The 24,436-nt window shown below is 47.3% G+C and carries 24 protein-coding genes and 1 riboswitch; of the genes, 3 read left to right on the top strand and 21 right to left on the bottom strand.

From position 1 onward, the window contains the following. Window positions 1-4: 4 nt before the first annotated feature. On the bottom strand, window positions 5-3,571 hold the full coding sequence (gene smc / locus BSEL_RS08795; protein ID WP_013172647.1) for a chromosome segregation protein SMC: 3,567 nt from the start codon (window positions 3,569-3,571) through the stop codon (window positions 5-7). A gap of 149 nt (window positions 3,572-3,720) precedes the next feature. On the opposite strand from smc, the gene BSEL_RS08790 reads away from it, so the two are divergent. Next, window positions 3,721-3,957 (top strand): DUF1128 domain-containing protein, encoded by a 237-nt coding sequence (locus BSEL_RS08790; protein ID WP_013172646.1) that lies wholly within the window; start codon window positions 3,721-3,723, stop codon window positions 3,955-3,957. Between the two features lie 15 nt (window positions 3,958-3,972). Further along, window positions 3,973-4,350, top strand: coding sequence for a kinase-associated lipoprotein B (locus BSEL_RS08785; protein WP_013172645.1), 378 nt, complete (start codon window positions 3,973-3,975; stop codon window positions 4,348-4,350). 87 nt (window positions 4,351-4,437) lie between these two features. Here BSEL_RS08785 and rnc read toward each other — a convergent pair whose 3' ends face one another. From rnc to BSEL_RS08725, 12 genes are all read right to left on the bottom strand, one after another. Beyond that, window positions 4,438-5,190 (bottom strand): ribonuclease III, encoded by a 753-nt coding sequence (gene rnc / locus BSEL_RS08780; protein WP_041582393.1) that lies wholly within the window; start codon window positions 5,188-5,190, stop codon window positions 4,438-4,440. A 111-nt stretch (window positions 5,191-5,301) separates the two neighbouring features. Beyond that, the gene (gene acpP / locus BSEL_RS08775; protein ID WP_013172643.1) at window positions 5,302-5,535 is read right to left on the bottom strand and encodes an acyl carrier protein; all 234 of its coding nucleotides are present in this window, start codon (window positions 5,533-5,535) and stop codon (window positions 5,302-5,304) included. Window positions 5,536-5,591: 56 nt separating this feature from the next. Next, on the bottom strand, window positions 5,592-6,332 hold the full coding sequence (gene fabG / locus BSEL_RS08770; RefSeq protein ID WP_013172642.1) for a 3-oxoacyl-[acyl-carrier-protein] reductase: 741 nt from the start codon (window positions 6,330-6,332) through the stop codon (window positions 5,592-5,594). An 18-nt stretch (window positions 6,333-6,350) separates the two neighbouring features. Continuing rightward, the gene (gene fabD / locus BSEL_RS08765) at window positions 6,351-7,301 is read right to left on the bottom strand and encodes an ACP S-malonyltransferase (RefSeq protein ID WP_013172641.1); all 951 of its coding nucleotides are present in this window, start codon (window positions 7,299-7,301) and stop codon (window positions 6,351-6,353) included. After that, window positions 7,298-8,305: a phosphate acyltransferase PlsX gene (gene plsX, locus BSEL_RS08760; RefSeq protein ID WP_013172640.1), complete on the bottom strand. Its 1,008-nt coding sequence runs from the start codon at window positions 8,303-8,305 to the stop codon at window positions 7,298-7,300. Before plsX ends, fabD begins: the two co-directional genes overlap by 4 nt. Further along, a complete protein-coding gene (gene fapR, locus BSEL_RS08755) occupies window positions 8,302-8,883 on the bottom strand; it encodes a transcription factor FapR (RefSeq protein ID WP_013172639.1) in 582 nt (193 codons plus the stop codon). Before fapR ends, plsX begins: the two co-directional genes overlap by 4 nt. 92 nt (window positions 8,884-8,975) lie before the next feature. Next, window positions 8,976-11,009, bottom strand: coding sequence for an ATP-dependent DNA helicase RecG (gene recG / locus BSEL_RS08750; protein WP_013172638.1), 2,034 nt, complete (start codon window positions 11,007-11,009; stop codon window positions 8,976-8,978). A 66-nt stretch (window positions 11,010-11,075) separates the two neighbouring features. Next, complete coding sequence (gene sdaAA, locus BSEL_RS08745) at window positions 11,076-11,948, bottom strand: L-serine ammonia-lyase, iron-sulfur-dependent, subunit alpha (protein ID WP_013172637.1); 873 nt, start codon at window positions 11,946-11,948, stop codon at window positions 11,076-11,078. 14 nt (window positions 11,949-11,962) lie between these two features. Beyond that, window positions 11,963-12,625, bottom strand: coding sequence for an L-serine ammonia-lyase, iron-sulfur-dependent subunit beta (gene sdaAB, locus BSEL_RS08740; RefSeq protein ID WP_013172636.1), 663 nt, complete (start codon window positions 12,623-12,625; stop codon window positions 11,963-11,965). Between the two features lie 109 nt (window positions 12,626-12,734). Next, window positions 12,735-13,598, bottom strand: coding sequence for a DegV family protein (locus BSEL_RS08735; protein WP_013172635.1), 864 nt, complete (start codon window positions 13,596-13,598; stop codon window positions 12,735-12,737). 26 nt (window positions 13,599-13,624) lie between these two features. Next, window positions 13,625-15,307: a DAK2 domain-containing protein gene (locus BSEL_RS08730; RefSeq protein ID WP_013172634.1), complete on the bottom strand. Its 1,683-nt coding sequence runs from the start codon at window positions 15,305-15,307 to the stop codon at window positions 13,625-13,627. A 29-nt stretch (window positions 15,308-15,336) separates the two neighbouring features. Next, a complete protein-coding gene (locus BSEL_RS08725) occupies window positions 15,337-15,702 on the bottom strand; it encodes an Asp23/Gls24 family envelope stress response protein (protein WP_013172633.1) in 366 nt (121 codons plus the stop codon). A 275-nt stretch (window positions 15,703-15,977) separates the two neighbouring features. Between BSEL_RS08725 and rpmB the strand changes: the two genes are divergently transcribed. Beyond that, window positions 15,978-16,166, top strand: a complete 189-nt coding sequence (gene rpmB / locus BSEL_RS08720) for a 50S ribosomal protein L28 (protein ID WP_013172632.1) — start codon at window positions 15,978-15,980, stop codon at window positions 16,164-16,166. 118 nt (window positions 16,167-16,284) lie between these two features. Here rpmB and BSEL_RS08715 read toward each other — a convergent pair whose 3' ends face one another. The 8 genes from BSEL_RS08715 to fmt all read right to left on the bottom strand — a co-directional run bounded on the left by BSEL_RS08715 (window position 16,285) and on the right by fmt (window position 24,423). After that, window positions 16,285-16,959, bottom strand: a complete 675-nt coding sequence (locus BSEL_RS08715; protein ID WP_013172631.1) for a thiamine diphosphokinase — start codon at window positions 16,957-16,959, stop codon at window positions 16,285-16,287. Between the two features lie 4 nt (window positions 16,960-16,963). Then, complete coding sequence (thiT, locus tag BSEL_RS08710; RefSeq protein ID WP_013172630.1) at window positions 16,964-17,530, bottom strand: energy-coupled thiamine transporter ThiT; 567 nt, start codon at window positions 17,528-17,530, stop codon at window positions 16,964-16,966. Between the two features lie 79 nt (window positions 17,531-17,609). Further along, a riboswitch (TPP riboswitch) is annotated at window positions 17,610-17,714 on the bottom strand. 26 nt (window positions 17,715-17,740) lie between these two features. Then, window positions 17,741-18,385 carry a ribulose-phosphate 3-epimerase gene (gene rpe / locus BSEL_RS08705; protein WP_013172629.1) on the bottom strand — a complete coding sequence of 215 codons (645 nt, stop codon included), beginning with the start codon at window positions 18,383-18,385 and terminating at the stop codon, window positions 17,741-17,743. Window positions 18,386-18,387: 2 nt separating this feature from the next. Beyond that, the gene (rsgA, locus tag BSEL_RS08700) at window positions 18,388-19,272 is read right to left on the bottom strand and encodes a ribosome small subunit-dependent GTPase A (RefSeq protein WP_013172628.1); all 885 of its coding nucleotides are present in this window, start codon (window positions 19,270-19,272) and stop codon (window positions 18,388-18,390) included. 37 nt (window positions 19,273-19,309) lie between these two features. Beyond that, window positions 19,310-21,340, bottom strand: a complete 2,031-nt coding sequence (pknB, locus tag BSEL_RS08695) for a Stk1 family PASTA domain-containing Ser/Thr kinase (protein ID WP_013172627.1) — start codon at window positions 21,338-21,340, stop codon at window positions 19,310-19,312. Further along, window positions 21,330-22,097, bottom strand: a complete 768-nt coding sequence (locus BSEL_RS08690; protein ID WP_013172626.1) for a Stp1/IreP family PP2C-type Ser/Thr phosphatase — start codon at window positions 22,095-22,097, stop codon at window positions 21,330-21,332. The genes pknB and BSEL_RS08690 overlap by 11 nt, the downstream gene beginning before the upstream one ends. A gap of 9 nt (window positions 22,098-22,106) precedes the next feature. Then, entirely contained in the window at window positions 22,107-23,480 is a 1,374-nt protein-coding gene (rsmB, locus tag BSEL_RS08685) for a 16S rRNA (cytosine(967)-C(5))-methyltransferase RsmB (protein WP_013172625.1), read from the bottom strand. Further along, window positions 23,470-24,423 (bottom strand): methionyl-tRNA formyltransferase, encoded by a 954-nt coding sequence (gene fmt, locus BSEL_RS08680; protein ID WP_013172624.1) that lies wholly within the window; start codon window positions 24,421-24,423, stop codon window positions 23,470-23,472. Before fmt ends, rsmB begins: the two co-directional genes overlap by 11 nt. Between the last annotated feature and the right edge of the window lie 13 nt (window positions 24,424-24,436).

The raw sequence follows: 24,436 nt of genomic DNA, 5'->3' as shown, positions 1-24,436 counted from the left end.
TCCTTTATTTCTCCGCTCCGGCAAACTGTTCAGACTCTTCAAGCTTGACGGATACCAAATTCGATACTCCCGATTCCTCCATTGTGACACCGTAAAGCACATCCGCTTCCTCCATCGTGCCTTTTCGGTGTGTCACCACAATAAACTGTGTATCCTCACTGAAATCTTTTAAATAATTGGCAAACCTGACAACGTTCGCCTCATCAAGTGCCGCTTCGACTTCATCGAGGACACAGAACGGCACCGGTCTCACCTGAAGAATAGAAAACAGCAAGGCAATCGCCGTCAGTGCACGCTCTCCTCCGGACAAAAGCGCCAAATGCTGCAACTTCTTCCCTGGTGGCTGTGCAACGATATCCACCCCGGTATGAAGAAGATCATCCGGATCAGTGAGCTCAAGCGCTGCCCGTCCGCCGCCAAAAAGCTGTTTAAACACATCCTGAAAACAACTTTGAATCTGCGTAAATGTATCATCAAAACGCCTGATCATTTCCTGATCCATTTCATTGATGACTTCATGAAGCGTCCCTTTTGCATCTTCAAGGTCCTGTTTTTGCTCTGACAAAAATCCGTAGCGTTCTTTGACTCGCTCGAATTCTTCAATGGCACCGGTATTGACATGCCCGAGTTCCTCAATCCCCATTCTCATCAGTTTCACTTTTTCTTTCGCTTTTTGCAGCGGGATCTCGAGATGATAGCGTTTTTCAGCACGTTCAAAAGTGATTTCAAACTGCTCCTGCAGCGTTGTGAGTTTGGTATCCAGATTGACATCGAGCCGGTTGATTTTGACTTCAAGTTCCTGAGCTGTCCTGGACAAGTATTGGACTTGCTGATTTAATCCTTTTAATTCCCCCTCTTTCGCTTCAAGGCCGCTTTCTTTGTCAAAACGTTTTGTCCGCAGATCTTTGATGTATGCCGTTGCTGTCTGCTTGTTCTGCCGCCACTGTTCGAGTTCCTCTGCAGCAGACTCTTTTGTCCCCTGATTCAGGACGTCCTCCTGTTTCTTCAGCTCGGACATCCGCTGATCCATTGAACGTTTCACATCATCCGCTTCACCAGTGAGACGCGCTTCCGTTTCTCCGGTGAAACGGAGGTTTTCTCTCGCCGAGGCCAGCTCGATTTTAAGATCATTACGCTTGTCCTGGTATGTTTTTTCCTGAACCTGTTTATCTTTCAGAGACTCGGACAGTTCCTGAATGGCTTGATCAAGCTCACTGATTCTCTCGTTTGCCTTCTCAATTTCCAGGCTAAGCCTCTCCTGTTCACGATCTGCGTCCTCATATTCAGCCACAGCCTCTGAAAGTTCCAGTTCGGCCACTTCCTGCTTGTCAGCATAGGATTGATACAGCCAGCTCTGTTCCTGGTAACGGCTTTCGAGCTGCCGTTCTTCTTTTCGAAGACGCTCACCTTCGTGCTTGAGCTTTTCTTTCTTTTGGGTGATCACAGCGAGATCTGTACGAAGGCCGTTGCAGAACCGCTCCTGTTCTTGCATGTTTGCCTCAAGTGAGCTGACTTCTGACTCAAGTGTCTTCAATTCCGATTTTCTGGATAGAATTTGACCCGACTTTTGCTGAAGACTGCCACCGGTCATGGCACCGCCAGGACTGACGACGTCACCATCAAGGGTCACAATTCTGTAGCGATGTTTCAGGATTTTTGCGGCCTGTTGAGCCTGCTTAAGATTTTCCGTAAACACCACATTGCCCAACTGATGCTCGATCACCGGCCGAAGTCTAGGCTCTGTATCGATCAGACGGCTTGCCTGACCGATGACCCCGTCAATCTGACCGATTTGTCCAAGGTCATAATCACTGATTGATTTAGGTTTTATCGTATCGAGAGGCAAGAAGGTCGCCCGGCCTTTACGATTGGTTTTTAAATAATTGATAGCCGAACGGGCATCGTCAGCCGTGTCTGTGATGACATGTTGCAAGGCTCCGCCAAGTGCTGTTTCTACGGCGGTCTTGTAACGTTCGTTAAAGCTGATCACTTCTGCAACAGCGCCAATAAGTCCGTGGAAGTTGCCATCACGCTGCTTCAGGATATCTTTTACGCCATGGAAAAAACCTGCATAGTCTTCTTCCATATCTTTCAATACATCCCTGCGGCTCCGTTTTCGCTGGTGTTCTTTTTCAATCTCTCTGAATTGCTGTTCGTTATCAGTCAGTGACTGTCTTTTTTCCCCTTCCTCATTCTCTTTTTCCCGGTATAAGGAAAGGCATTTTTCCGTTTCTGCTGCTGCATGATCGAAAGCATCCTTGAGCGATTCCTTTTCCGTCAAGGCTTCACGGGACTCCTGGTCCAGCTCACGCAGTTGTGCACGCTTCTGTTCGATTCGTCCAAGCAGACGATTCTTTGAAGCGATTTGATTCTGGAGATTATTTTCATCAGTTGCCCTGGCATTCATCCATTCCATATACTCTGATTTCAGTTCTTCGAGCTGCTCTTCGGATGATTCGGACAATGTAAACAGAGCCACTTCAAGCTCTTTCAGTTCGTCTTCGAGCTGTTTGACCTGCTCTGTCTGTTCTTTTTTATTCGAAACGACATCCATCAGTTCTGATTCCGTTTTCTTAAGCTGATCCCTCAGCTGAGTCATTTCCTGTTCATGCTGAGCCCTGCGTTCATCAAAGTTTCGCAGCCGTTCTTCAAACAACTGCTTTTTTCCTTCGGCTTTTTCCAGCTCTTCTGTTGCGATCAGGAGCTGTTGCTGTTGCTCAGACAGCTCATCATCAAGTTCCTGTAATGCTTCGCGTCCTGTCAACACCGTTTGCTCGAGCCGATCACGATCGATCTCATGCTGGCGCTTTTGATCTTCAACCTGATCATAATCGTTCTTCAGGTTTGTCCACTGAGCGTGCAACTCCTGAATCTCTTTTACTGTTACACCAGCCTCAAGTTCATTGAGTTCTGCTTTCATACTGAGGTATTCCTTTGCCACCGAAGCCTGTTCTTCAAGGGGACCGGTTTGCTGCTCGAGTTCATGAATAATATCTCTGACACGGCTCAAATTATCCTCAGTGTCAGCAAGCTTCTTCTCAGATGCCTGTTTTCTGAACTTGTATTTCAAGACGCCGGCAGCTTCCTCGAATATCATTCGACGCTCTTCGGATTTACTACTGAGAATTTCTTCCACTCTCCCCTGACCAATAATGGAGAACGCCTCTTTTCCCAGTCCGGAATCCATAAACAGGTCCGTAATATCTTTAAGGCGACACGTCTGTTTGTTCAGAAGGTACTCACTTTCCCCTGATCTGTACAGTCTCCGAGTCACAACCACCTCACTGTAGTCAATGGGAACATGCTGATCCTCATTATCAAGAACGAGGCTGATCTCAGCCATATTCAGTGCTTTACGTTTATCACTCCCCGAAAAAATAACATCTTCCATTTTGCCTCCGCGAAGATTGCGGGCAGACTGCTCCCCGAGCACCCAGCGAATGGCGTCTGATATATTGCTTTTCCCACTTCCGTTTGGCCCGACCACCGCGGTAACACCCGGTACAAAATCGATACCGAGCTTCTCCGCAAATGATTTAAAGCCTGTCAGTTCCAGCCGTTTCAGGAACATGGTTTTCACCTCATTCACACTGCATTAACTTAATAATCTTACCATACTTTATGTCGTCCTTTAAGATGAATCCGTCCCCCGGTGGGAATGTTTTTAAAATCATGGTACACTGAACATGTACCATTACAAATATGGAAAGGAAGATTACTGTGAGCCAAGAAGATCCAAGACGCGAAGAATTAAGCCGTATGATCGAGGAAATCAAACGAAAGCTTCAGATTGTAAACGGTGCAGCCATCAAAGCTGAAAGTTTTTCATTAAATAAATATGATGAGATCGAAGAAATCTATGAAATGGTCATCTCAAAACCTTCATTCAGTGTCAGTGAAATGGACGCGATTGTCTCTGAACTGGGCCAAATGAGAGACCGAAAACCGGAAGCTTAAGGAGGCCATTCAGGTATGAATCTGTTTGAAGCAGACCAGCAGGTTATTGCATCCTACAAATCCGGCACCTACTATGGAAAGGTCGTGCGCGATCAGGGCAGCAATACCGTTCTTGTCGAGATTCAGGGTGTCAAGAAACATCCTGTTCAAGGGGATCTTCATCACCCCCGCCAGGTCGATGTTCCGCTTTTCCATGAGCGTAAAGCTCTCAGCGAACGGGAAAAGGCAAACATCCCAAGAAACGCCGTCAAATCTTTTGAAGGTGACATGCCAGGCTATGAAGCATCAGTTGCCGCCGCCGTTCAGGAAATGAAGCAGGATCTGAGTGAAGATTCGTCTGACTTTGGTAAACGGGCTCTTCAGGCTCTGGAAGAAGTTGAAAAAGCTTACTGAATACAATGATTAGAAAAAAGACATCTGAACCGGCTAAGCCTGTTCAGATGTCTTTTTGTATGAATGAAAATCAGGTGAACATAACATTCAGTCCATTTTCAGTGACGCCATTTCGGATCCGAGCTTTTTAAGCGCTTCCTGGGCTGCCATTTGTTCAGCTTCTTTTTTCGATTTACCCACACCTGTTCCGAGCTGATCGTCGTCAAGCATCACCTCTGAGACAAACTCTCTCGCATGAGCAGGGCCTTTTTCTTCCACGATCCGATATTGAACCTGCCCCTGATTCTCCCGCTGAATAAACTCCTGCAGCTGACTCTTGAAGTCCATCATATGCGAAAAAGAACCGTCGTGAATTTTCGGGTAGACATAGCGTTCAAGAAAATCATAAACCGCCTCCATTCCGAGATCGACATAGAGAGCGCCGATGAATGCCTCAAACACATCAGCCAAAAGGGCTGGCCGCTTTCTGCCTCCGGTCATTTCTTCTCCTTTTCCGAGAAGGACATAATCACCAAACTCAAGGGAGTCCGCAAGCTTTGCCAGGGATGGTTCACAAACGATTGCTGCTCTGAGTTTGGTCATCTCTCCTTCACTCATCTGTTCAAACAGTTTAAATAAATACTGGGAGATGGCCAATTCCAAAACAGCATCGCCGAGAAATTCCAATCTTTCATTGTCATCGTGCGGACGGATGCGATGTTCATTGACGTAAGAGGAATGAGTGAATGCCTGGATAAAGACATTATCATCCTGATACGGAACATGCAGCGTTTTCAAAAATTGTTTGTATTTTGCCTTCTGTGCATTGGACATCTGCATTTTTTTTGCCTGCCGTTTCATACCTTTGCGATAAATTTTTCGTGACTGTTGCATGAGAACCTCCGTCAGATTCATAGAATAATGGTAAAGCCCAAGTTCCTGAACAAACAGGAACTTGGGATCATAGCCTGATTATTGATGACGTTCTATGTAATCAATGACGTCACCGACTGATGCAATCTTTTCAGCATCTTCATCTGAGATTTCGAGTTCGAATTCGTCTTCAAGCTCCATAACAAGCTCGACTACATCAAGCGAATCGGCACCCAGATCATCTTTAAATGTTGCTTCTTTCTTCACCTCGGACTCATCTACACCAAGACGTTCGGAGACGATCTTTGCAATACGTTCATGTACTGTGGCCATGTTACTCACCTCCTCTCAGTTATTATAGGATAAAAACGGCAAAAATACTAGTCACTTTAAGGCATTGCCATGCCACCGTCTACATGAAGGGTCTGCCCTGTCATATATGAAGCGCCATCACCTGCCAGGAACAAAATAACATTGGCGACATCCTCAGGATTCCCAAGTTTTCCAAGCGGAATCTGATTAAGCAATGCTGTCTTCATATCTTCCGGCAGATCTTCTGTCATTTCCGTGCTGATAAAACCCGGTGCAACTGCGTTAACGAGTATGTTGCGGTTGGAGAGTTCCCTCGCAAGCGACTTCGTAAAACCAATTACCCCTGCCTTACTCGCCACATAATTGGCCTGACCGGCATTACCGAGCACCCCGACGACGGAAGAGACATTGATGATTCGGCCGTAACGCTGTTTCATCATGGGTCTCGTCAGGGCTTTTGACACATTAAACACACCTTTAAGGTTTGTATCAATAACAGAATCGAATTCCTCTTCTTTCATACGCATAATCAGATTATCTCTCGTAATCCCGGCATTATTAACCAGGACTTCAACAGAACCGAATCTATCCATGACGGTTTTCACCATCTCTTTTACAGCTTCACTGTCCGATACATCTGCTTTTACGGCAAACGCATCCACGCCAAAAGCTCTGCACGCCTCTGCCGTTTCTTCGGCCTTCGCCTCGTTACCGGCATAATTGACGGCTACATCCGCACCGGCTTGTGCAAATGCAAGGCAAATGGCTCTTCCAATGCCTCTGGAGCCTCCTGTCACAAGAATATGCTGACCTTTCATATAATCACTCCATTTCAATTACTGATTGTCAGTCCGTGTAAACACACTGACCGCTTTTTGAAACGTCTCCTCATCATAAACCGGCAAGACGGTGGCACGTCTGGAAACTTTTTTAACAAGTCCCGCCAATACTTTCCCCGGGCCGGCTTCAATAAATGTATCCACCCCCTGATCAACGAGGTAACGGATTGTATCTGTCCACCTGACCGGGGAATGAATCTGTGCCGTGAGTAAGTCCTTGATCTCAGAAGACGACGTATAAGGCTTTGCCGTCACGTTGGCGATAACCGGTATATTCATGTCACCGACCGTCACCGGCTGAAGAACTTGCTCCATTCTTTCAGAGGCCGGCTTCATAAGCGATGAATGAAAAGGACCGCTGACGTTAAGCGGAATGGCTCGTCTTGCTCCTCGTGCCTTGGCTCGTTCGCAAGCCTGTTCCACTCCGGCTTTCGTCCCGGAAATCACAATTTGACCTTCCGCGTTGTAATTCGCAGGCTCTGCGACTTCCCCGATTTGACGGATTTCCTCTGATATCTCGCTTAAACTGTCGCCATCGAGGCCCATAATGGCTGCCATAGCACCTTTGCCATCCGGAACCGCTTCTTCCATCAATTGACCGCGTTTTTCAACCAGCGTCACCGCATCCGAAAAACGGAGTGCTCCGGACGCGACGAGTGCTGTATATTCACCGAGGCTGTGGCCGCAGGCGAAGTCAGCATGAACACCATTCGCTTCAAGTTCCCGCCAAATGGCTGTTCCGCTCGTCACAAGTGCCGGCTGAGTATTGACGGTCTTTTTCAACTCGTCTTCACTGCCACTGAACATCATTTCAGAAAGGCTCCGGTTGAGGACACGATCTGCTTTTGCATGGATCTCCTTCACTCCGGAATAATTCATGAACAGTTCATGGCCCATTCCAGGAGTCTGCGAGCCCTGGCCGGGGAACATTACAGCTGTTTTCGTCATTCTTCTTCCTCCTTGGCAGAAACCCGTTCGATTTCCCTCGCGATGGTCGGCGCCACCTCTTCTTCAACCATCAGTCTGGCCTGTCTCAATGCACTGAAGAAAGCACGTTCGTCAGATGATCCGTGCGCTTTAACTACAGGTGACTTCAAACCGAACAAACCGGCTCCTCCATATTCAGAATAATCCATTTTGTCTTTCACCTTTTTAAAGGCCGGTTTCAGAACAGCAGCCGCCAACTTATTCTTGAGGGTTGACGTCAGCTCTGTTTTTAAAATCGAAAAGAGTGATAACGCCGTTCCTTCAACGGATTTCAACACCAGATTCCCGCTGAATCCGTCAGCAACAACAACATCCGCGACACCATCAAGAAGATCACGCGCCTCCACATTCCCAACGAAGTGCACGTCACTGTTCTCAATCAGTTCATATGCCTGCTTTGTCAGCTCGGAGCCTTTACCTGCTTCTGCACCAACGTTTAACAGTCCAATTCGCGGTTTTTCAATTTGGCGGACCTTTCTCATATATACATCTCCCATCAGTGCATACTGAAGAAGATGATTCGGTTTGGCTTCCATATTGGCTCCGACATCCAGAAGCAGAAAACCGTCACCATTTTTTGTCGGAAGCATCGGAGAGAGAGCAGGACGTTCAATACCTTTCGCTCTTCCGACAATCAACAGACCTGCTGTCATGAGCGCACCTGTATTCCCCGCAGAAATAGCAGCATCCGCGCGCCCTTCCTTGACCTCTTTGACCGTCAGTACCATAGAAGCATTTTTCTTTCTTCGAACGGCTTTTACAGGACTGTCCTCAGAAGTAATCCATTCGTCCGTATGGAGGACGCTGATCCGCTTGTCACTGCCTTCCAAATGGGGAGTGATTTGCGCCTCGTCTCCAATCAGAACAATCTCTATATCATCAAATTGCTTAAGAGCCATCAGACTCCCTTTCACAATGCTCTTTGGGGCATTGTCGCCCCCCATCGCATCAACTGCAAGTTTCATGATTCGGCCTCCTCCGTTTCTTCGCCGGTTTCACTGCGGTACATGGAAAATGTTCCGCTGAACACCAGTTCCTGCTCAACAAAGCTGTTGACATTCACCGTTGTGCGGTTTTGATCAACATCTGTAACTCTTGCTTTTGCCACGACACGTTCATGTACATTGACTTGACGCTTAAAAGAAAGTTCGGCGTTTACTGTCAGCGCCAGTTCATCGTTGATCACAGCCACGGCAAGTGAATTGGCCTGGGCAAACAAATGATGCCCACGGGCAATCCCTGTTCTCGAAAAAACATGATCTTCGGTGATGTCCAAAATGGAAATCGCATACGTATCCAGCTCGAGGTCGATCACTTCACCAATAACTTCCTCGAGTGGCAGCGCCTTTACCGTATCATATTGTTTTTGGGCTACATGTTTAATACGTTCTCTGACTTCCGGTATATTTAATTCGAGCCGGTCAAGACGAATGGTCTGAACGCTGACCTCGAAATACTCAGCCAATGCATCATCCGTAATGAACGGATTTTCTTCGATCTTCTCCTGCAATAATGGCTGTCGTTTACGTTTTGCCATTTTCATGACATAATCACCACACTCTTAGGACTAGGTACTAAATGTAGTTTATAAGAATATCCGAGCAATTTCAAGGATTGATTTTTTAATGGACAAAATCAATCCACCCTTTCCTCACGAAATGCCGGATCACGTTCGAGAGCAGCTCTTATCTCACGGTATGATTCATGGCTGAACAGAACCCCGGTTTCAATGATCGTACGGGCATCTTTACGCGCCGTTTCAAGAATCCGGTAGTCCTCCACAAGATCAGCCACTTTAAATTTTGGCATCCCGCTCTGGCGCACACCAAAAAATTCGCCGGGGCCCCTCATCTCCAAATCACGCCTGGACAGTTCAAACCCATCTGTCGTCTCCGTCATTATACTCATCCGCTCTTTGCCTACGTCTGTTTTTGGATCAGCAAGTAAAATACAATGTGACTGGTCCGATCCCCGTCCGACCCGCCCCCGCAGCTGATGAAGCTGCGCAAGGCCAAATCGGTCTGCATCATAAATGACCATTACGGTTGCATTCGGTACGTTTACACCCACTTCGACGACTGTTGTCGAGACGAGTATCTGGACGTCGTTTTTCTGAAAAGCCTGCATAACGGCGTCTTTTTCTTCATGATGGAGGCGACCGTGCATTAATCCAACGGAGCGGTGAGGCAGGGCTTCTTCAAAGCTTTTGTGCAAATCGATGGCATTTTGCACCTCGAGCACCTCTGATTCCTCGATCAGCGGAGCGATAACATATGCCTGATGACCTTTTTCAATCTCACGGTCGATAAACTGCATCACCCGCGGCAACATATTCCGCTTTCCCCAGTGGGTTTCGATCGGTTTTCGACCGGCAGGCAGCTGATCAATGGTGGATACATCCATATCACCAAACGCACTGATCGCAAGCGTTCTCGGGATCGGTGTCGCTGTCATAAACAGGACATCGGGCCTTAACCCTTTATTTCGCAATGTTCTTCTCTGTTCGACTCCGAATCGGTGCTGTTCATCCGTGATGACCAGACCGAGCTTATGAAAAGATACACCCTCCTGTATGAGCGCGTGTGTTCCGGTGACAAGATCCACTTCACCCGTTGCAAGACGTTCAAGGGCTTCTCGTTTCTCCTTTGTCTTCGACGATCCGCTTATGTGTGCAATGGTCATGCCCATTCCGTTGAAAAGGGATGCGAGTGATTCAGAATGCTGTTCTGCAAGGATTTCCGTCGGAACCATCAGCGCCCCCTGAAAGCCCGACAGATAATTGGCATAAAGAGCTGCAGCGGCAATTACGGTTTTTCCTGAACCAACATCCCCCTGAAGAAGTCTGTTCATCCGCTCAGCCCCGCCAAGATCAGTCAGTATCTCCGTCAGAACCCGCTCTTGTGCGTCCGTCAGTTTAAATGGGAGCGAAAGAAGAAACGAATCAAAAGCCTCCTTGGACCACGATTTTTGCTGGCCGCTTTCTGCTTTTCTTTCGGTCTGACGAAACCATTGCATCTTCAGCTGAAACAGAAGAAGCTCTTCATAGGCCATTCTTCGTCTCGCCTGTAAAAAAAACGATTCATCTTTCGGAAAATGAAGGTAATAAAATGCCCTGTTCCGTGCCAACAGCTGATACCTTTCGAGAAGAGAGTCAGGCAGAAGCTCAGGCACCCCTTCAACGAAGTCCGCAACCGCAGCTTCGATAAACTGTCGCATTTTATTTTGTTTAAGATCACCTTTTACCGAATAGACCGGTTCGAGACCGCCCCGTTTGATCTTTTCTTCAGCTTTCACAATCGCACCACTGATCTGCAGGCGGTGTTTATCAAAAGTGCCACTCACGATCAATTTATCGTTTAGACTGATTTGCTTTTTCATATAGGGCTGATTAAAAAACACAGCCTTGACAAGTAAACCATCCGCAAGCAGGCGAACGGTCAGTCTTGATTTTTTCCCTTTAAACATACGCAGTTCAGGGACACTGTGAACCGTACCCTGAACTGTGACGCGCTCATTATGTTCAGCCTCAGCAAGGGGCTGTATTTCATGATTTTCATAGCGGAAAGGAAAATGAGTCAACAGATCCATCACTGTATGAATCCCCATCGATTCCAGTATCTCAACATAACGCGGACCAATCCCACTTACCGCTGAAACAGGCTGATTCATCCTCATCAATCTCCTCTTAAGCTGACAGATACCACTGTATCAAACCCCAGTCTCTGATGTCCCGCATCAGTTCCCGAATATTTTTTCTCTGTACCGCCGACCTGTCGGGGTATCCGCAAGACCGCCTTCTCCTGTCTCCCTGAGAGCAGAAGGCATCGTCTGTCCTATTTTGAACATCGCATCGATCACTTCATCACATGGAATTCTGCTCGTAATACCTGCAAGTGCCATATCAGCCGCCACCATTGCATTGGAAGCACCCGCTGCATTACGCTTCACGCAAGGGACTTCCACAAGACCTGCCACAGGATCACAAACGAGTCCAAGCATGTTTTTTAATGCAATTGCCATCGCCTCGGCGGATTGTGCAGGTGTTCCCCCGGCCATTTCCACAATGGCTGCGGCGGCCATTCCTGACGCTGAACCGACTTCGGCCTGGCATCCGCCTGCCGCTCCCGAGATGGACGCATTGTTCGCGACGACGAAGCCGAAAGCACCGCTGACAAAAAGATAGCGGAGCATCTCTTCACGCGTCGGATTCAGCTGTTCTTTCACAGCAAACAAGGTTCCCGGTACAACGCCCGCAGATCCGGCAGTCGGCGTCGCACAGATGGTGCCCATGGCCGCATTCACTTCGTTCGTTGCCATCGCTTTACTGACAGCATCAAGCATCGTGTGACCTGACAAAGGCCGCTTGTGCTTCATATATTCATGCAATTTCTTTCCATCTCCGCCTGTTAAACCCGTTAGTGACTTGACTTCTTCATGAATTCCTCTTTGAACCGCCTTCTCCATCACATCAAGATTTCGTTCCATCTTCGAAAAGACTTCTTCACGGCTCAGATCATGAATGGCCATTTCCTGACGGATCATGACTTCCGATATTTGTATTTGTTCACTTTCTGCCTGGTTAATCAATTCACTCACATTTCGAAACAAGGTTTACACACCCTTTAATCGTGAATTTTCGTTACTTTCGTGATGTTGTCAAGGGTCTCAAGGCTCCGCAGTGTATCATCTTCCACATTTTCATCCACTTCGATCACCATCAGCGCCTCTTTACCTTCTTCTTTTCGCGACACTTCCATATGACCGATATTGATTTTCTTGTCGGCCAGTTTGGTGGCTACAGATGCAATTGTGCCATAGCGGTCATTGTGAACGACGAGAATGGCCGGATGATTACCGCTCAGTCTCAATTTAAAGCCGTTCAGTTCTTTAATTTCAACCTTACCGCCACCTATTGATACACCAACCAGTTCAAGTTCATGATGCCGGCTTTCAATTCGGATTCTGACGGTATTCGGGTCGACGGGCTGAGCATCCTCTTCATAAAAGGAATAAGACAGGCCTGCTTGGTCTGCATGGTGAAAGGCTTCAGTAATCCGTTCATCGAAAGTATCAAAGCCAAGGACTCCACCAATCAGAGCCACGTCCGTTCCATGTCCCTGATACGTTTTGGCGAAGGAGCCGTATAGGTGAAAAGATACTCGAACAGGTTCCTCTTCGAGCAACTGCCTTGCCACCAATCCGATTCTCGCTGCACCGGCCGTATGAGAGCTTGAAGGTCCGATCATAACCGGACCAATAATATCAAACACACTGCGGTATTTCATGTTGTATTCCCCCGCGTTCAGAAATTATTTTACCTTTTTATTTTATCATCATTCGTCCGTAAAAAGAAACTCTGTTGCTAAAAAAGCGAACAGAGTTTCGAGTTGATTGCTATTGATTACCAGATCTTGCAAAGGAGATCGAAAGTGCACCAGGGCCAACATGGGTACCTATGACAGGTCCTATGTCAGCAATAACAGATTTAGAAACATTGAATTCTGATTTCAAACGTTCCATCAGTTCATTGGCAGTTGATTCAGCTTGTGCATGCGATATACCGACATGAACCGGATCATCACCATATCGTTCATGAAATTCATTGACAATGCGCTGAATAGCCTTTTTATTCCCTCTTGCTTTTTCAAATGGAAAGACTTCACCATCATCATTCAGCGAAAGAATCGGCTTGATCTTCAATAGCGATCCGACAAGAGCAGATGCCTTTCCTATCCGACCGTTCTTTTGCAGATACTCCATCGTATCAACCATAAACAGAACCGTCGTGTCTTTCAGAAGTTCATCGATTCGGGATTGGCAGACTTCGAGTGAAGCCCCCTGTTTGGCCAGTTTCGCCACTTCAACAACAATCAATCCAATCGCATAAGAGGCCCGTTTGGAGTCAATGACCGTGATCGGAATCTCGTCGCCAATCGTCTGTGATGCCAAATGGGCAGACTGAAATGTCCCAGATAAGTTGGCGGAGAGGTGAATAGAAATCAGCGGCGAATCCGGGTTCGTCCTGTGAATTCCTCTGTATACTTCCTCAAACTGATAAGGTGTTGGCTGAGAAGTTGTTGGCATGACCGCTGAATCAGCAAGTTTTTGATAAAATTGCGCAGAGTCAAGGTCAATCCCGTCTTCGTAAGTCTCGTCACCGAAATGAACCTTAAGGGGCACAACGTGAATGTCGAGTTCCTGGGTCAGGGATTCAGGGATATCAGCTGTAGAATCGGTTATAATTTGCACATTTCCCATGGAAGCACCTCCTCTCAAGAATGTCTTTATTCGACCGAAACGATATATGAATAGAGCGGCTGGTCACCAGTATGAATTTCGACCTCCACATCATCAAACGTTGCTTCGATATATTCCGAAAGCTCCTGCACTTCTTGATCTGTTCGGTCTTCTCCACGGATCAGAGTGACAATTTCACTGTCCTCATCAATCATTTCGTGCATCAGTTTACGTGCGACGTCCTGAACAGAGGAACCGCTCGCCACAATCGTCTTTTCATGAATACCCATGAAATCGCCTTCTTTGATATTCACTCCGTTCAGACTGGTATCGCGAACGGCATAGGTCACTTCGCCTGTCTTTACAAAGCCCATGGCTTCTTGCATCTCATTAGCCGTTTCTTCTAAATCGCCTTCACGATTAAAGGCAAGCATTGATGCCAGACCTTGAGGAACAGATTTCGAAGGCACGACCTGCACATCATGCTCCGCAACGTCTGCAGCCTGTTGAGCAGCCATAATAATATTACTGTTGTTCGGAAGCAAAATGATCTTTTTCGCGCCGCATTCATCGATCGCTTTAATGAAATCTTCAGTGGATGGGTTCATCGTCTGACCGCCCTCAATGACTTTGGCAACACCGAGGGATTCAAAAAGATCAGCAATCCCCTTACCCATCGCCACTGTGATCACGGCAAATTCTGAATGATCCTGCTTAGGCATTGTGAATCCTTCAGGCACTGATGACCGTTCATCCTCAAGGATCGTTGAGTGCTGGACTTTCATGTCTTCTGCTTTAATGTTGACAAGAGCACCGAATTTCTGCGCTTCGTTAATCACATCACCAGGCAGATCGGTATGTACGTGAATTTTCAGTAAATCGTCATCTGACACCACAAGCAGTGAATCCCCATACTCACTTAACAGTTCCCGAAATGCAGGTTCGTCGTATGGATGGTCTGCGAGCTTTTCCTGTTGAAAACGGACCATCACTTCGGTGCAGTATTGAAATTCTATATCATCCGTGTCCATGTGACTTTGAGCAGAATGATGTTCAAACTTCACCATTTCTTCCATGGATGGTGTTTCTCCTTTTGCTGATCCTTCAATGGAGCCGCCTTTTAACACTTCAAGAAACCCTTCATAGATCGTGACAAGTCCCTGTCCGCCTGAGTCGACAACACCCACTTCTTTTAATATCGGCAGCAGATCCGGGGTTCGTTCCAGGGAAGCCTTCGCCTCTTCGAGAACATCGGCCATTACTGCAATGACGTCATCCTGTTTCTTCGATGATTCTTTTCCTTTTGCAGCTGCATCTTTTGCCACAGTTAGAATCGTTCCCTCGACCGGTTTCATTACAGCCTTGTAAGCCATATTTACACCGTAGTCAAACGCATTGGTCAAATCCCCTGCTTCGATCGTGCTCTTGCCGTCGAGCGCTTTGGAAAACCCTCTGAATAACTGCGAAAGTATGACACCTGAGTTTCCCCGTGCCCCCATAAGCAGACCTTTGGCGAATGCATTGGCCACATCACTGACTTTGCCCTGATTCGCATTTTTCACTTCTTTTACACCTGACGTAATCGTCAGATTCATATTGGTACCCGTATCCCCATCGGGAACAGGGAATACATTTAATGCATCAATTTTTTTCGAATGATTAGACAGATTATTTGCACCTGACACAAACATATCAGCCAGTTGATTTCCTTCAATCGTCTTTAATACCACACATGCTCCTCCTCACTGAAATTCCAGGTTTACGGGTTCAGAACCCTGACACCCTGAATAAAAATGTTGACAGACTCCACTTTCAGCCCGAGCATCTGCTTTAGCTGATACTTTACTTTGGACTGAACGTTATGCGCCACTTCGGAAATTTTGGTTCCGTATCCGACAATGATATACATATCAATATGGATCGGTCCGTTTTCTTCTTCGCGGATGACAACGCCGCGGCCAAGGTTCTCCCGGCCAAGAAGATCAGTGATGCCGTCTTTTAACTGTTTTTGTGATGCCATACCGACAATACCGTAGCAATCCACTGCTGCACCTCCGGCAATGACTGCCACCACTTCTTTCGATACATCAATATTTCCATAGTTCGTTTTCATCTCAATCGTCATCGTTCTTTGCCTCCTTAATCAGGATTCCATAAATGGCTACGGTTATTTTACTACAGATTGTTTGTTAATGAAAGTAATCTCAGTGAATAGGGCTTCGTCACCGGCTCCAGTAAGCATCTCTTCGAATACCGACGATCCTGTCAAGTAAAAATACTTGATCAGTTTTCCTATTCCACTTGAAATCCCTCCGATGCTGTGCTAATATAACCAAGTATGTGATTTGCGTACAGGCTACTTCATGTTATGATTGAAAGTGTTCGAAGGAGGGATATGACATGGCACGTAAATGTGTGATTACAGGAAGAGGTCCAAAGACCGGTAATAAGCGTTCCCACGCTTTGAATGCAACAAAGCGCCGTTGGGGAGCAAACGTTCAGAAAGTCCGTATTATGGTTGACGGAAAGCCAAAGCGCGTATACGTTTCTGCACGTGCATTGAAATCAGGTAAAGTTCAGCGTGTATAATCGCGCTTTGAATGTCGATCTGATTTAATAAAAAGCGGTGGTCCAAACGGGCCACCGCTTTTTGTATATGCATAAGTTGTGCTTCATACACACTGGGAGTTCTCAGATTCCCCGGGCATCAGTCTTCATTGATCTCTTCTTCATCCCCGGAAAACATGCCGTACAGCAACCCTTTTGTAAATCGGATAGTCGCTGTTGCATCGGTTTGCTGATTGCTGATCGCAAGGCTTGATCCTCTGTTCAGCACCGCTTCGGTAAGGGGATATTTAAACCCCCGGAGCGTAAGACCTTCAACCTGTTCCGTGGCAGGAAGAAACGACACATAGTTATAACCCCTGCGTTCTTCCTCATACGTCCCCGGCTGTCTGATCCACATTTCCCCGGTAACATCATAAAGCTTAATCTCTTTAACTGAACGGGCTGTCAGCTCCATCAGCTGGATGGCCATAAGATAATGATCAATACGCCCGCCTGTGACCCCGATCAGACAGATTGATTCGCTGCCTGCTTTAATGGCTTCGTGCAGCGCAATTTCCAAATCTGTTTCATCCTTTTCTTCAGGATGGACAAAAATCTCTCGACTCCGTCGTTGGATCGTGTCCCATTCTTCTTGTGAAACAGAGTCAAAATCCCCGACAGACAAATCGGGAGCAATCCCCCGTTTGATCAGATGCAGTGCACCACGATCTGCACCAATCCAATAATCCGACTTCAATTTGATTTGACTGAAGACGTCTTTCGAAGGAAACGACGCCTCCGGGCCACCTGCGAAAATCACGGTTCGGATGGTCATACCTTCAGGCTGCTTTCTTTTGCGGCTGTATCAGACGTTTTGACGCGTTGATCAACAGCACCATGATCACCATGGACAATAAGGTGCCCGGGAGCATATAGGACAGATTATACGTAAAGGAATACACAACCACCGGTGTTCCTTCCGGAGCATATTCGCCAAACCAGACGACTCCGGCTCCGAAATGAGTCAGGAAACGGAGCAGACCGCCAATCAGAACGCCACCTGCAACAAAGAGTGATTGAGTCAACGCAGACTGACCAGGTTTTGATACCAGTAAACCTGCAAGACCAGCGAGTCCGAAGGCAATGGGATAATCAAGAAGAGCCTGCAGCCAGTGTACGATAAAGGGCTGTATAATCATATTGACAAATCCGAAGAGCACACCTGTCAGAACGCCCACTTTCCAGCCTCTTCTGAAAGCCATCAAAAAGATGGGTACCATGGCCAATGACACGGATCCTCCCTGAATCCAGAATTTCAAAAATGTGAAGTAATCAAGAATGGCAGCAAGTGCCACCATCATGGCGATTTCCACCATAATGATCAATCGTGTTCGTGAGTTTTTCATCGTTCTCATTCCCCTTTCTTCATTTTGAATCACAGGAAAGGAGGATACAAAAAAGTATCGCCCATAAGGACGATACCGCGATTGATCCGGTTCACATCCCTACGCAAGTTTGAACTTACAGGTTCGAGGGTCGAAGCGCATCCTGCTTCCTCTCAGCCCGTGCCGGACTCCCCTTGTGATTCATTTGTCTTTCACTTTGCAGTATATCATTTAAAGACGTAATTCTTCAACAGCCTTCTTACGGTCCGTCTTTCCAAAAACAGCAGATCCTGCAACAAGGACATTGGCACCTGCTTCTGCGCAAAGACGAGCTGTTTCTGCATTCACTCCGCCGTCCACTTCTATTTCAAGTTCCGGGTGCCGCTGATCAGCCAATGCTTTGACTTCCGCAATTTTCGGAAGAACAGAATGGATGAAGGATTGACCGCCAAAACCAGGGTTTACTGTCATCAATAATACAAGATCCACATCTTCCAAAATCGGTTCAATAGCAGAAACGGGAGTATGCGGGTTTAACACAACCCCAGCCTTTGCACCTGTTGATTTAATCAGCTGAATCGTTCGGTGCAGATGTGGACATGCCTCGACATGAACACTGATCAAATCAGCTCCTGCATTTGTAAAATCTGATATATACTGATCCGGATTCTCGATCATCAGATGCACGTCGAGCGGAAGTGATGTCAACGGTCTGATGGCATCCACCGCCAATGGACCAAATGTAATATTCGGAACGAAGTGTCCGTCCATCACATCAACGTGGATATAATCCGCACCTGCAGCTTCTGCAGACTGAATCTCTTCACCAAGCTTCGAAAAATTGGCAGCAAGAATAGATGGGGCAATCTTAATCATAATCAGTACCTCCGCTTCATTTGTTCAATTTCTTCATGGAATTCCACATAGTGCTCATAACGCTCTTTTGTAACCTGACCTTCATCCACAGCTGCTTTCACCCGGCATTTAGGTTCATTGATATGCTGACAACCTCTGAACTTGCAGTCATGACTGAGCTCCTGAAACTCAGGAAAACAGTCACCCAAATGGATGGCCTCGATTCCTGTAAAATCGAGGGAACTGAAACCGGGTGTATCCGCCACATACCCTCCTTCATTTAATGGAATCAGCTCCACATGACGGGTTGTATGCTTGCCGCGCCCAAGACTCTTGGACGTTTCATCCGTTTTGATCTCGACACCCGGCTTCAATATATTTAACAGTGACGATTTCCCAACGCCGCTTTGTCCGGCAAAAACGGACACACGATCAGTCAGGTAGGGCTTCAGCTGTTCAATGGTTTCCTCAAGGTAAATGGACGTGCGCAGAACCCTGTATCCGATACGGGTGTATGCATCCTCAAAATACTCAAGTTCTTCACGGATACCGTCGTGATTGAGGTCGGTTTTCGACATGCATATCAGTGGTTCGATACCGTTTGCCTCAACGTGAACGAGAAAACGGTCTAAAAGAACCGGACTGAATTTCGGATCTTCCACAGAGAAAATCAATACGGCCTGTTCCACGTTTGCAACAGGAGGTCGGACAAGCTGATTCTCCCGCTCATCAATAGCGAGAATATAGCCATCTGTGTGATTTTCTGCTTCGTACTCAACCCAGTCCCCGACGTAGGGGGTGATTTTCCGATTACGGAAATTCCCCCTGGCCCGGCACTGAACGATCCCTTCATCTGATTCAACATAATAAAAGCCACTGAGTGCTTTGATTATTCTTCCTTTAGGCATAGCCCACCCCTTCGGTTAACAGCACAGATTGGAATCATTAAAGATCCCTCAATTGTTCGTACGTATATTCAAATGGTGAATCTTGAAACTCTTCTCCATCAACGACCAGAATCAAAAAGCCCGATTCTCCTGGTTCAACGGCCATTGGCACATCAAAGGTCGTCGTTTCCGTAATTTCCCTGTCAATGACTTGTCTTGGTACTTGCGCATTCATATCCGCAACAGAAATCTGTATCCGATACCTCGCCGGTTCTTCATTGCCGTCCTCGTCACCTTCGCTAATCTCAGGAAGTGACACCTCAAATGGTACAATGGCCCTTACCGGCTCTTCTTCAGGCTCTTCTTCCACTTCTTCCGGACCAAGACTGAAGATAACCTCCACGCGTGTCGGTTCATCAATCTCGACTCCTCTGCCCGGATTTTGTGAAATCACTTTGCCTTCTTCAACAGAAGGATGATGCTCTTCATTAAACGACAGTGTCAATAACGGTTGATCTTCAAGCAGGTCCAGGACTTCATTTCTTGTCATATCTGCCAGGTTCGGCATTCTGAAAACCGGATATTCGCTTACAGTCAACCTGACGGAAGTCTCTCCGGGAATGATCAATTCTCCCGCTGCCGGACTCTGTTCAAGCACTGTATCGGGATTCTCATCTGTCGTTTGCGTATAACTGATTTCCACATCAAGAAAATCTTCGAGCATATTCAAAGCACGTTCCCTTGTCTCACCGGTCACATCAATCATATCAACAGGCTCCGGTCCCTCACTGACAACGAGCGTGATCATGGTTTCTGCTTTTACGGTACGACCGGCTGCAGGGCTGTGACTGATTACGTGATCTTCTTCAATTTCGTCATCGTAGCGGTATTCGCGCTCCGTTACTAACTGTAATTCTTCAAGGCGTTCTTCAACTTCTTCGACATGTTCACCAATCAGATCATCCGGAATTTCAACATCCTCCACATGAAGCAGTGTCGGAATCCACCAGATCAGAAACAAAATAATTGCCAGCATCACAGCGGCTGCTATACCGCCTGTTTTCCACCAAAATGCTGCAGGCCGTTTCTTCTTTTTTCCTTTTTGCGTATCTTCTTCTCTTTTAAAAGCCTTTGTATTCGCCTGATCACCGCCTGATGAAATAATCGTTTCATCAGGATCTGCAAGAGCAGACCTCGAACTGACTGCAGGCATCGCCTTTGTTGCCCCTTCGTCAGGATCATCTGCAACAAACGGTTCTTCATTCACACGTCCCGCGGTAAGCACCGTTTCAATATCGGCCAGCATGGCGTGTGCATTACCATAGCGCTTTTCCGGTTCTTTTGAAGTGGCCCGAAGTATCACATTATCCAAACTCTGCGGGACATCAGGTTTCATCTCCCGAACCGATGGAAAAGGATCCTGAAGATGTTTCAGTGCAATGGATACCGGTGTATCTGCTGTGAATGGGACTTTGCCAGTCAGCATTTCATAGGCGACGACACCAAGGGAATAAAGATCCGACTGGTATGTCACGTATCCGCCTTTCGCCTGTTCAGGAGACAGATAATGAACAGAACCCAAAACCGAATTCGTATGGGTTATGGTCGCATCACTGATTGCTCTGGAGATTCCGAAATCCGTAACTTTGGCCGTGCCGTTCGGGGATATCAGTATATTTTGCGGTTTAATATCCCTGTGTACAATATGGTTATCATGAGCGTGGCTTACCGCGCTCGATACCTGTCGGAGAATCCGTACCGTTTCTTCGGGACTTAATGAGCCGTGATCATGAATATATTGTTTTAATGTCTGCCCTTCCACATATTCCATGACAATGTAATACTCATTGTTTTCTTCACCGACATCAAAAATATTAACAATGTTCGGATGGGACATAGAGGCGGCAGACTGTGCTTCTCTGCGGAATCGGCGAATGAACTCATCGTCATTGGCAAACTGGTTTTTCAAAACTTTCACAGCTACATCCCGATCAAGAATTAAATCCTTTGCCAAGAACACATCAGCCATTCCACCTCCGCCAATAGGGCGGATGATTTCATAGCGTTCATTGACCCGTTTATGAGGCACTGATACCGCCTCCTTTATGGCCGTGTTCCACAAGGATAAGAGAAATATTATCCTCGCCGCCCATGTGATTCGCTTCGCCGATCATCGCCTGACCGGCGGAAGCGAGCAATGTATGGCCGATCATGATTCTTGCAAGAGATTCGTCGGAAACCTTGTTGGACAGACCGTCAGTGCAAATCAGCAGCTTATCTCCTTTTGTCCACCCGAATTCAAAGACATCAGAGGCAACAGAAGGATTTGTACCCACAGCCTTGGTCAGCATATGCTTTCTCGGATGATGATCTGCCTCAGTTTCCGAAATTTGTCCGGCTCGGAATAGCTCCGCTGCAACTGAATGATCCTTTGTCACCTGTTTAAATTCACCGGTCGAACTGTTCAGGTGATACACTCTTGAATCACCAATATTGCCTACAAAGAACTTCGATTCCGTGCATATGACAGCAGCAACAGTTGTCCCCATTCCCTGTAACTCCGGGTGTGACTGACCGTGTGTATAAACACCCGTGTTCACTTTGGCCAGGTTGGCTTCCAGCCAGCCTCCCCAGTCCTTCGCTTCTTCTTCTCCGGCCTCAGCCCAAAACTCACTCAGTAAATCAACGCTCATCCTGCTCGCCACGTCTCCCGCCTGATGACCTCCCATGCCATCAGCCGCAATTGCAAGTGCCGTATCCTCAACTCTGTCATGAAAGAAAAAGGCACCTGCGTCTTCGTTATAGCGCCTGACCTTTCCTATATCAGTCAAAAATAATCCGTTCACAGTTATCCCTCATTTCCTGTGGTCGCGTTTGACGATGGACGTCATGAAAAATCCATCCGTCCCATACTGTCCGGGTATCAGTTGAATCCCACTTTGATTTGCAAAGGAAGAAGTCTGAACAGGCTCCGGAAGGCGGTTTAGAAAATCCGCTTCAAAATCGGCATCGGCCGTTTCATTGACAAAATGGGTCACCTGTCCCTCGTTTTCTTCATAATCGATCGTACAAGTACTGTAAACGAGTCTGCCTCCGGGTTTCAGAAGCGGCCATACCTGTTTCAGGATCTCTCCCTGGATGACCGTCAACCGCTCAATATCCCGTTCGGATTTCGTCCATTTCAAATCGGGCTTGCGCTGAATAACACCGAGTCCGGAACAGGGTGCATCCACGAGGATACAGTCGAATGATTCTTCTTCCAGTTGTTCTCCGGCAAGTCTTGCATCTCCCTTGAGACCGTGAACAACAGAAAGCCCGAGCCGTTCTGCCTGAGCATCAATCAGCTTGATCTTATGTTTGTGAATATCCATGGCATAGAGCTCACCTTCATCATTCATCCGCTCCGCGATATGAGAGGTCTTGCCTCCAGGAGCAGCACAGGAATCAAGGACCCGCATACCGGGCTTCGGATCTAGGAGACCCGTAACCATCATGGATCCTTCGTCCTGTATTGAACATCTCCCTTCCCTGAAAGCGGCCGTTCTGCTGATGACACCCTTATCCACTCGGACTGCCTCCTCAAGATACGGGCTTGCTGTGATCTGAAGCCCTTCCTCTGTCCATTCATGCATCAGTTCTTCCCTTGTCACTTTCATCCGGTTGACCCGCGCTGATGAGACAGGATAGCTCAAATTACCATGTGCAATCCGATGAGCTGTCTCAAATCCATAATGGCTGATCCATCGCTGAATGAGCCAGTCAGGATGGCTCGTTTCAATCGCAAGCCGCTCTTTCGGGTCTTCGATCTCCTCAAGATCAGGAACACCCTCACGCTGGACAGAACGCAAAATGCCGTTCACCATGCCGGCAATACCCTTGTGCCCTCTTTTCGAAGCGATTCTCACCGCTTCATTTAAGATCGCATGATCAGGAACCCGATCGAGAAAATGCATCTGATACACGCTCAGACGAAGGAGAATCAACACCCAATTCTCCAACTTGTTCAGTTCTTTTTTTGAAAAGGCACTTACATAGTAATCGAGCCTGCGCTGGTGCTGCAACGTGCCGTATACGATCTCCGTCAAAAGCGCCACATCGACCTCTTTGATCTTTTTTTTCATAACGGTTTCATTCAGCAGCAAATGGGAGTAGGCCTGATCTTTTGAAATTTTGATCAGCACATCCAGTGCTGCATCACGCACATTACCCGGTGACTGATTAACTGTCATCGTCATCTCCTAACCGGTGACCGGGTTCAAGATTTTTGCCGGCCCCTTGTAAAAATGTCGCCGCATCCATCGGCTTTTTCCCCTGCGGCTGCAGCTTCGTCAACCGGATGATTGACCGATTCCCGCAAGCCACATCCACACCGGATTTTGAAAGAGCAACGATCTCTCCGGGTGCGGCTGCTGTATGCTCTTCCACTTCAACACTGTCCCACAGCTTCAGCCGCTTTCCATCGAGAAGCGTGTGTGCCACAGGCCAGGGGTTCAATCCCCGAATATGGTTGAACACCGCTCTTGCAGATTGGGAAAAATCAACCCGTTCCTGTTCTTTTTTAATATTCGAAGCAAACGTCACCTTCTCCTCATCCTGCCTTCTTGGCGACAATTCACCTGCAGCAAGTCTTGGAATCGTTTCAAGGAGAAGTTCAGCGCCGATCCGGCTCAGCCTGTCGTGCATGGTGCCCGTCGTATCCTCATCCGTAATGGGTGTTTCACGCTGGGTCAGTATATCTCCTGCATCAAGCTTTTCCACCATATACATAATCGTGATGCCTGTTTTGTTCTTGCCGTCGATTACCGCCTGGTGAATCGGGGCACCCCCTCTGTATTCAGGCAAAAGGGAAGCGTGGACGTTTATACAGCCAAGTCGCGTGCTTTCAAGGATCTCCTTTGGCAGAATCTGTCCGTAAGCCGCTGTAACGAGCAGATCAGCATCTGCTGCCAATACGTGCTCCGCTTCTTTTGGATCCCTGATTTTTTCCGGCTGATATACGGATAAACCGCGTTTTTCGGCAGCCACTTTGACTGGAGGTGGCGTTAACTGTTTCTTTCTGCCTTTCGGCCTGTCCGGCTGAGTCACAACCATTACGACATCGTAACCGGACTCGCAGAGACCTTCAAGTACCGGAACAGAAAAATCCGGCGTTCCCATAAAGATTACTTTCATTTCGCTTCTCACA

Source organism: [Bacillus] selenitireducens MLS10, from assembly GCF_000093085.1.
In the GTDB taxonomy this organism is placed as follows: domain Bacteria; phylum Bacillota; class Bacilli; order Bacillales; family Salisediminibacteriaceae; genus Salisediminibacterium; species Salisediminibacterium selenitireducens.
This window is presented reverse-complemented; position numbering and strand designations above follow the sequence as displayed.

What these genes read in the sequence shown, in the direction of transcription:
- fapR (WP_013172639.1), bottom strand. Translation starts at nt 8,883, where the DNA reads ATGAAAATGGCAAAACGTAAACGACAGCCATTATTGCAGGAGAAGATC.
- rpe (WP_013172629.1), bottom strand. Translation starts at nt 18,385, where the DNA reads ATGATTAAGATTGCCCCATCTATTCTTGCTGCCAATTTTTCGAAGCTT.
- rsgA (WP_013172628.1), bottom strand. Translation starts at nt 19,272, where the DNA reads ATGCCTAAAGGAAGAATAATCAAAGCACTCAGTGGCTTTTATTATGTT.
- smc (WP_013172647.1), bottom strand. Translation starts at nt 3,571, where the DNA reads ATGTTCCTGAAACGGCTGGAACTGACAGGCTTTAAATCATTTGCGGAG.
- rnc (WP_041582393.1), bottom strand. Translation starts at nt 5,190, where the DNA reads ATGAAACGGCAGGCAAAAAAAATGCAGATGTCCAATGCACAGAAGGCA.
- BSEL_RS08725 (WP_013172633.1), bottom strand. Translation starts at nt 15,702, where the DNA reads ATGACGATTGAGATGAAAACGAACTATGGAAATATTGATGTATCGAAA.
- sdaAB (WP_013172636.1), bottom strand. Translation starts at nt 12,625, where the DNA reads ATGAAATACCGCAGTGTGTTTGATATTATTGGTCCGGTTATGATCGGA.
- fabD (WP_013172641.1), bottom strand. Translation starts at nt 7,301, where the DNA reads ATGACGAAAACAGCTGTAATGTTCCCCGGCCAGGGCTCGCAGACTCCT.
- BSEL_RS08735 (WP_013172635.1), bottom strand. Translation starts at nt 13,598, where the DNA reads ATGGGAAATGTGCAAATTATAACCGATTCTACAGCTGATATCCCTGAA.
- rsmB (WP_013172625.1), bottom strand. Translation starts at nt 23,480, where the DNA reads ATGACAGTTAATCAGTCACCGGGTAATGTGCGTGATGCAGCACTGGAT.
- acpP (WP_013172643.1), bottom strand. Translation starts at nt 5,535, where the DNA reads ATGGCCACAGTACATGAACGTATTGCAAAGATCGTCTCCGAACGTCTT.
- BSEL_RS08785 (WP_013172645.1), top strand. Translation starts at nt 3,973, where the DNA reads ATGAATCTGTTTGAAGCAGACCAGCAGGTTATTGCATCCTACAAATCC.
- thiT (WP_013172630.1), bottom strand. Translation starts at nt 17,530, where the DNA reads ATGAAAAACTCACGAACACGATTGATCATTATGGTGGAAATCGCCATG.
- BSEL_RS08715 (WP_013172631.1), bottom strand. Translation starts at nt 16,959, where the DNA reads ATGACCATCCGAACCGTGATTTTCGCAGGTGGCCCGGAGGCGTCGTTT.
- rpmB (WP_013172632.1), top strand. Translation starts at nt 15,978, where the DNA reads ATGGCACGTAAATGTGTGATTACAGGAAGAGGTCCAAAGACCGGTAAT.
- fabG (WP_013172642.1), bottom strand. Translation starts at nt 6,332, where the DNA reads ATGAAAGGTCAGCATATTCTTGTGACAGGAGGCTCCAGAGGCATTGGA.
- recG (WP_013172638.1), bottom strand. Translation starts at nt 11,009, where the DNA reads ATGAATCAGCCTGTTTCAGCGGTAAGTGGGATTGGTCCGCGTTATGTT.
- plsX (WP_013172640.1), bottom strand. Translation starts at nt 8,305, where the DNA reads ATGAAACTTGCAGTTGATGCGATGGGGGGCGACAATGCCCCAAAGAGC.
- fmt (WP_013172624.1), bottom strand. Translation starts at nt 24,423, where the DNA reads ATGAAAGTAATCTTTATGGGAACGCCGGATTTTTCTGTTCCGGTACTT.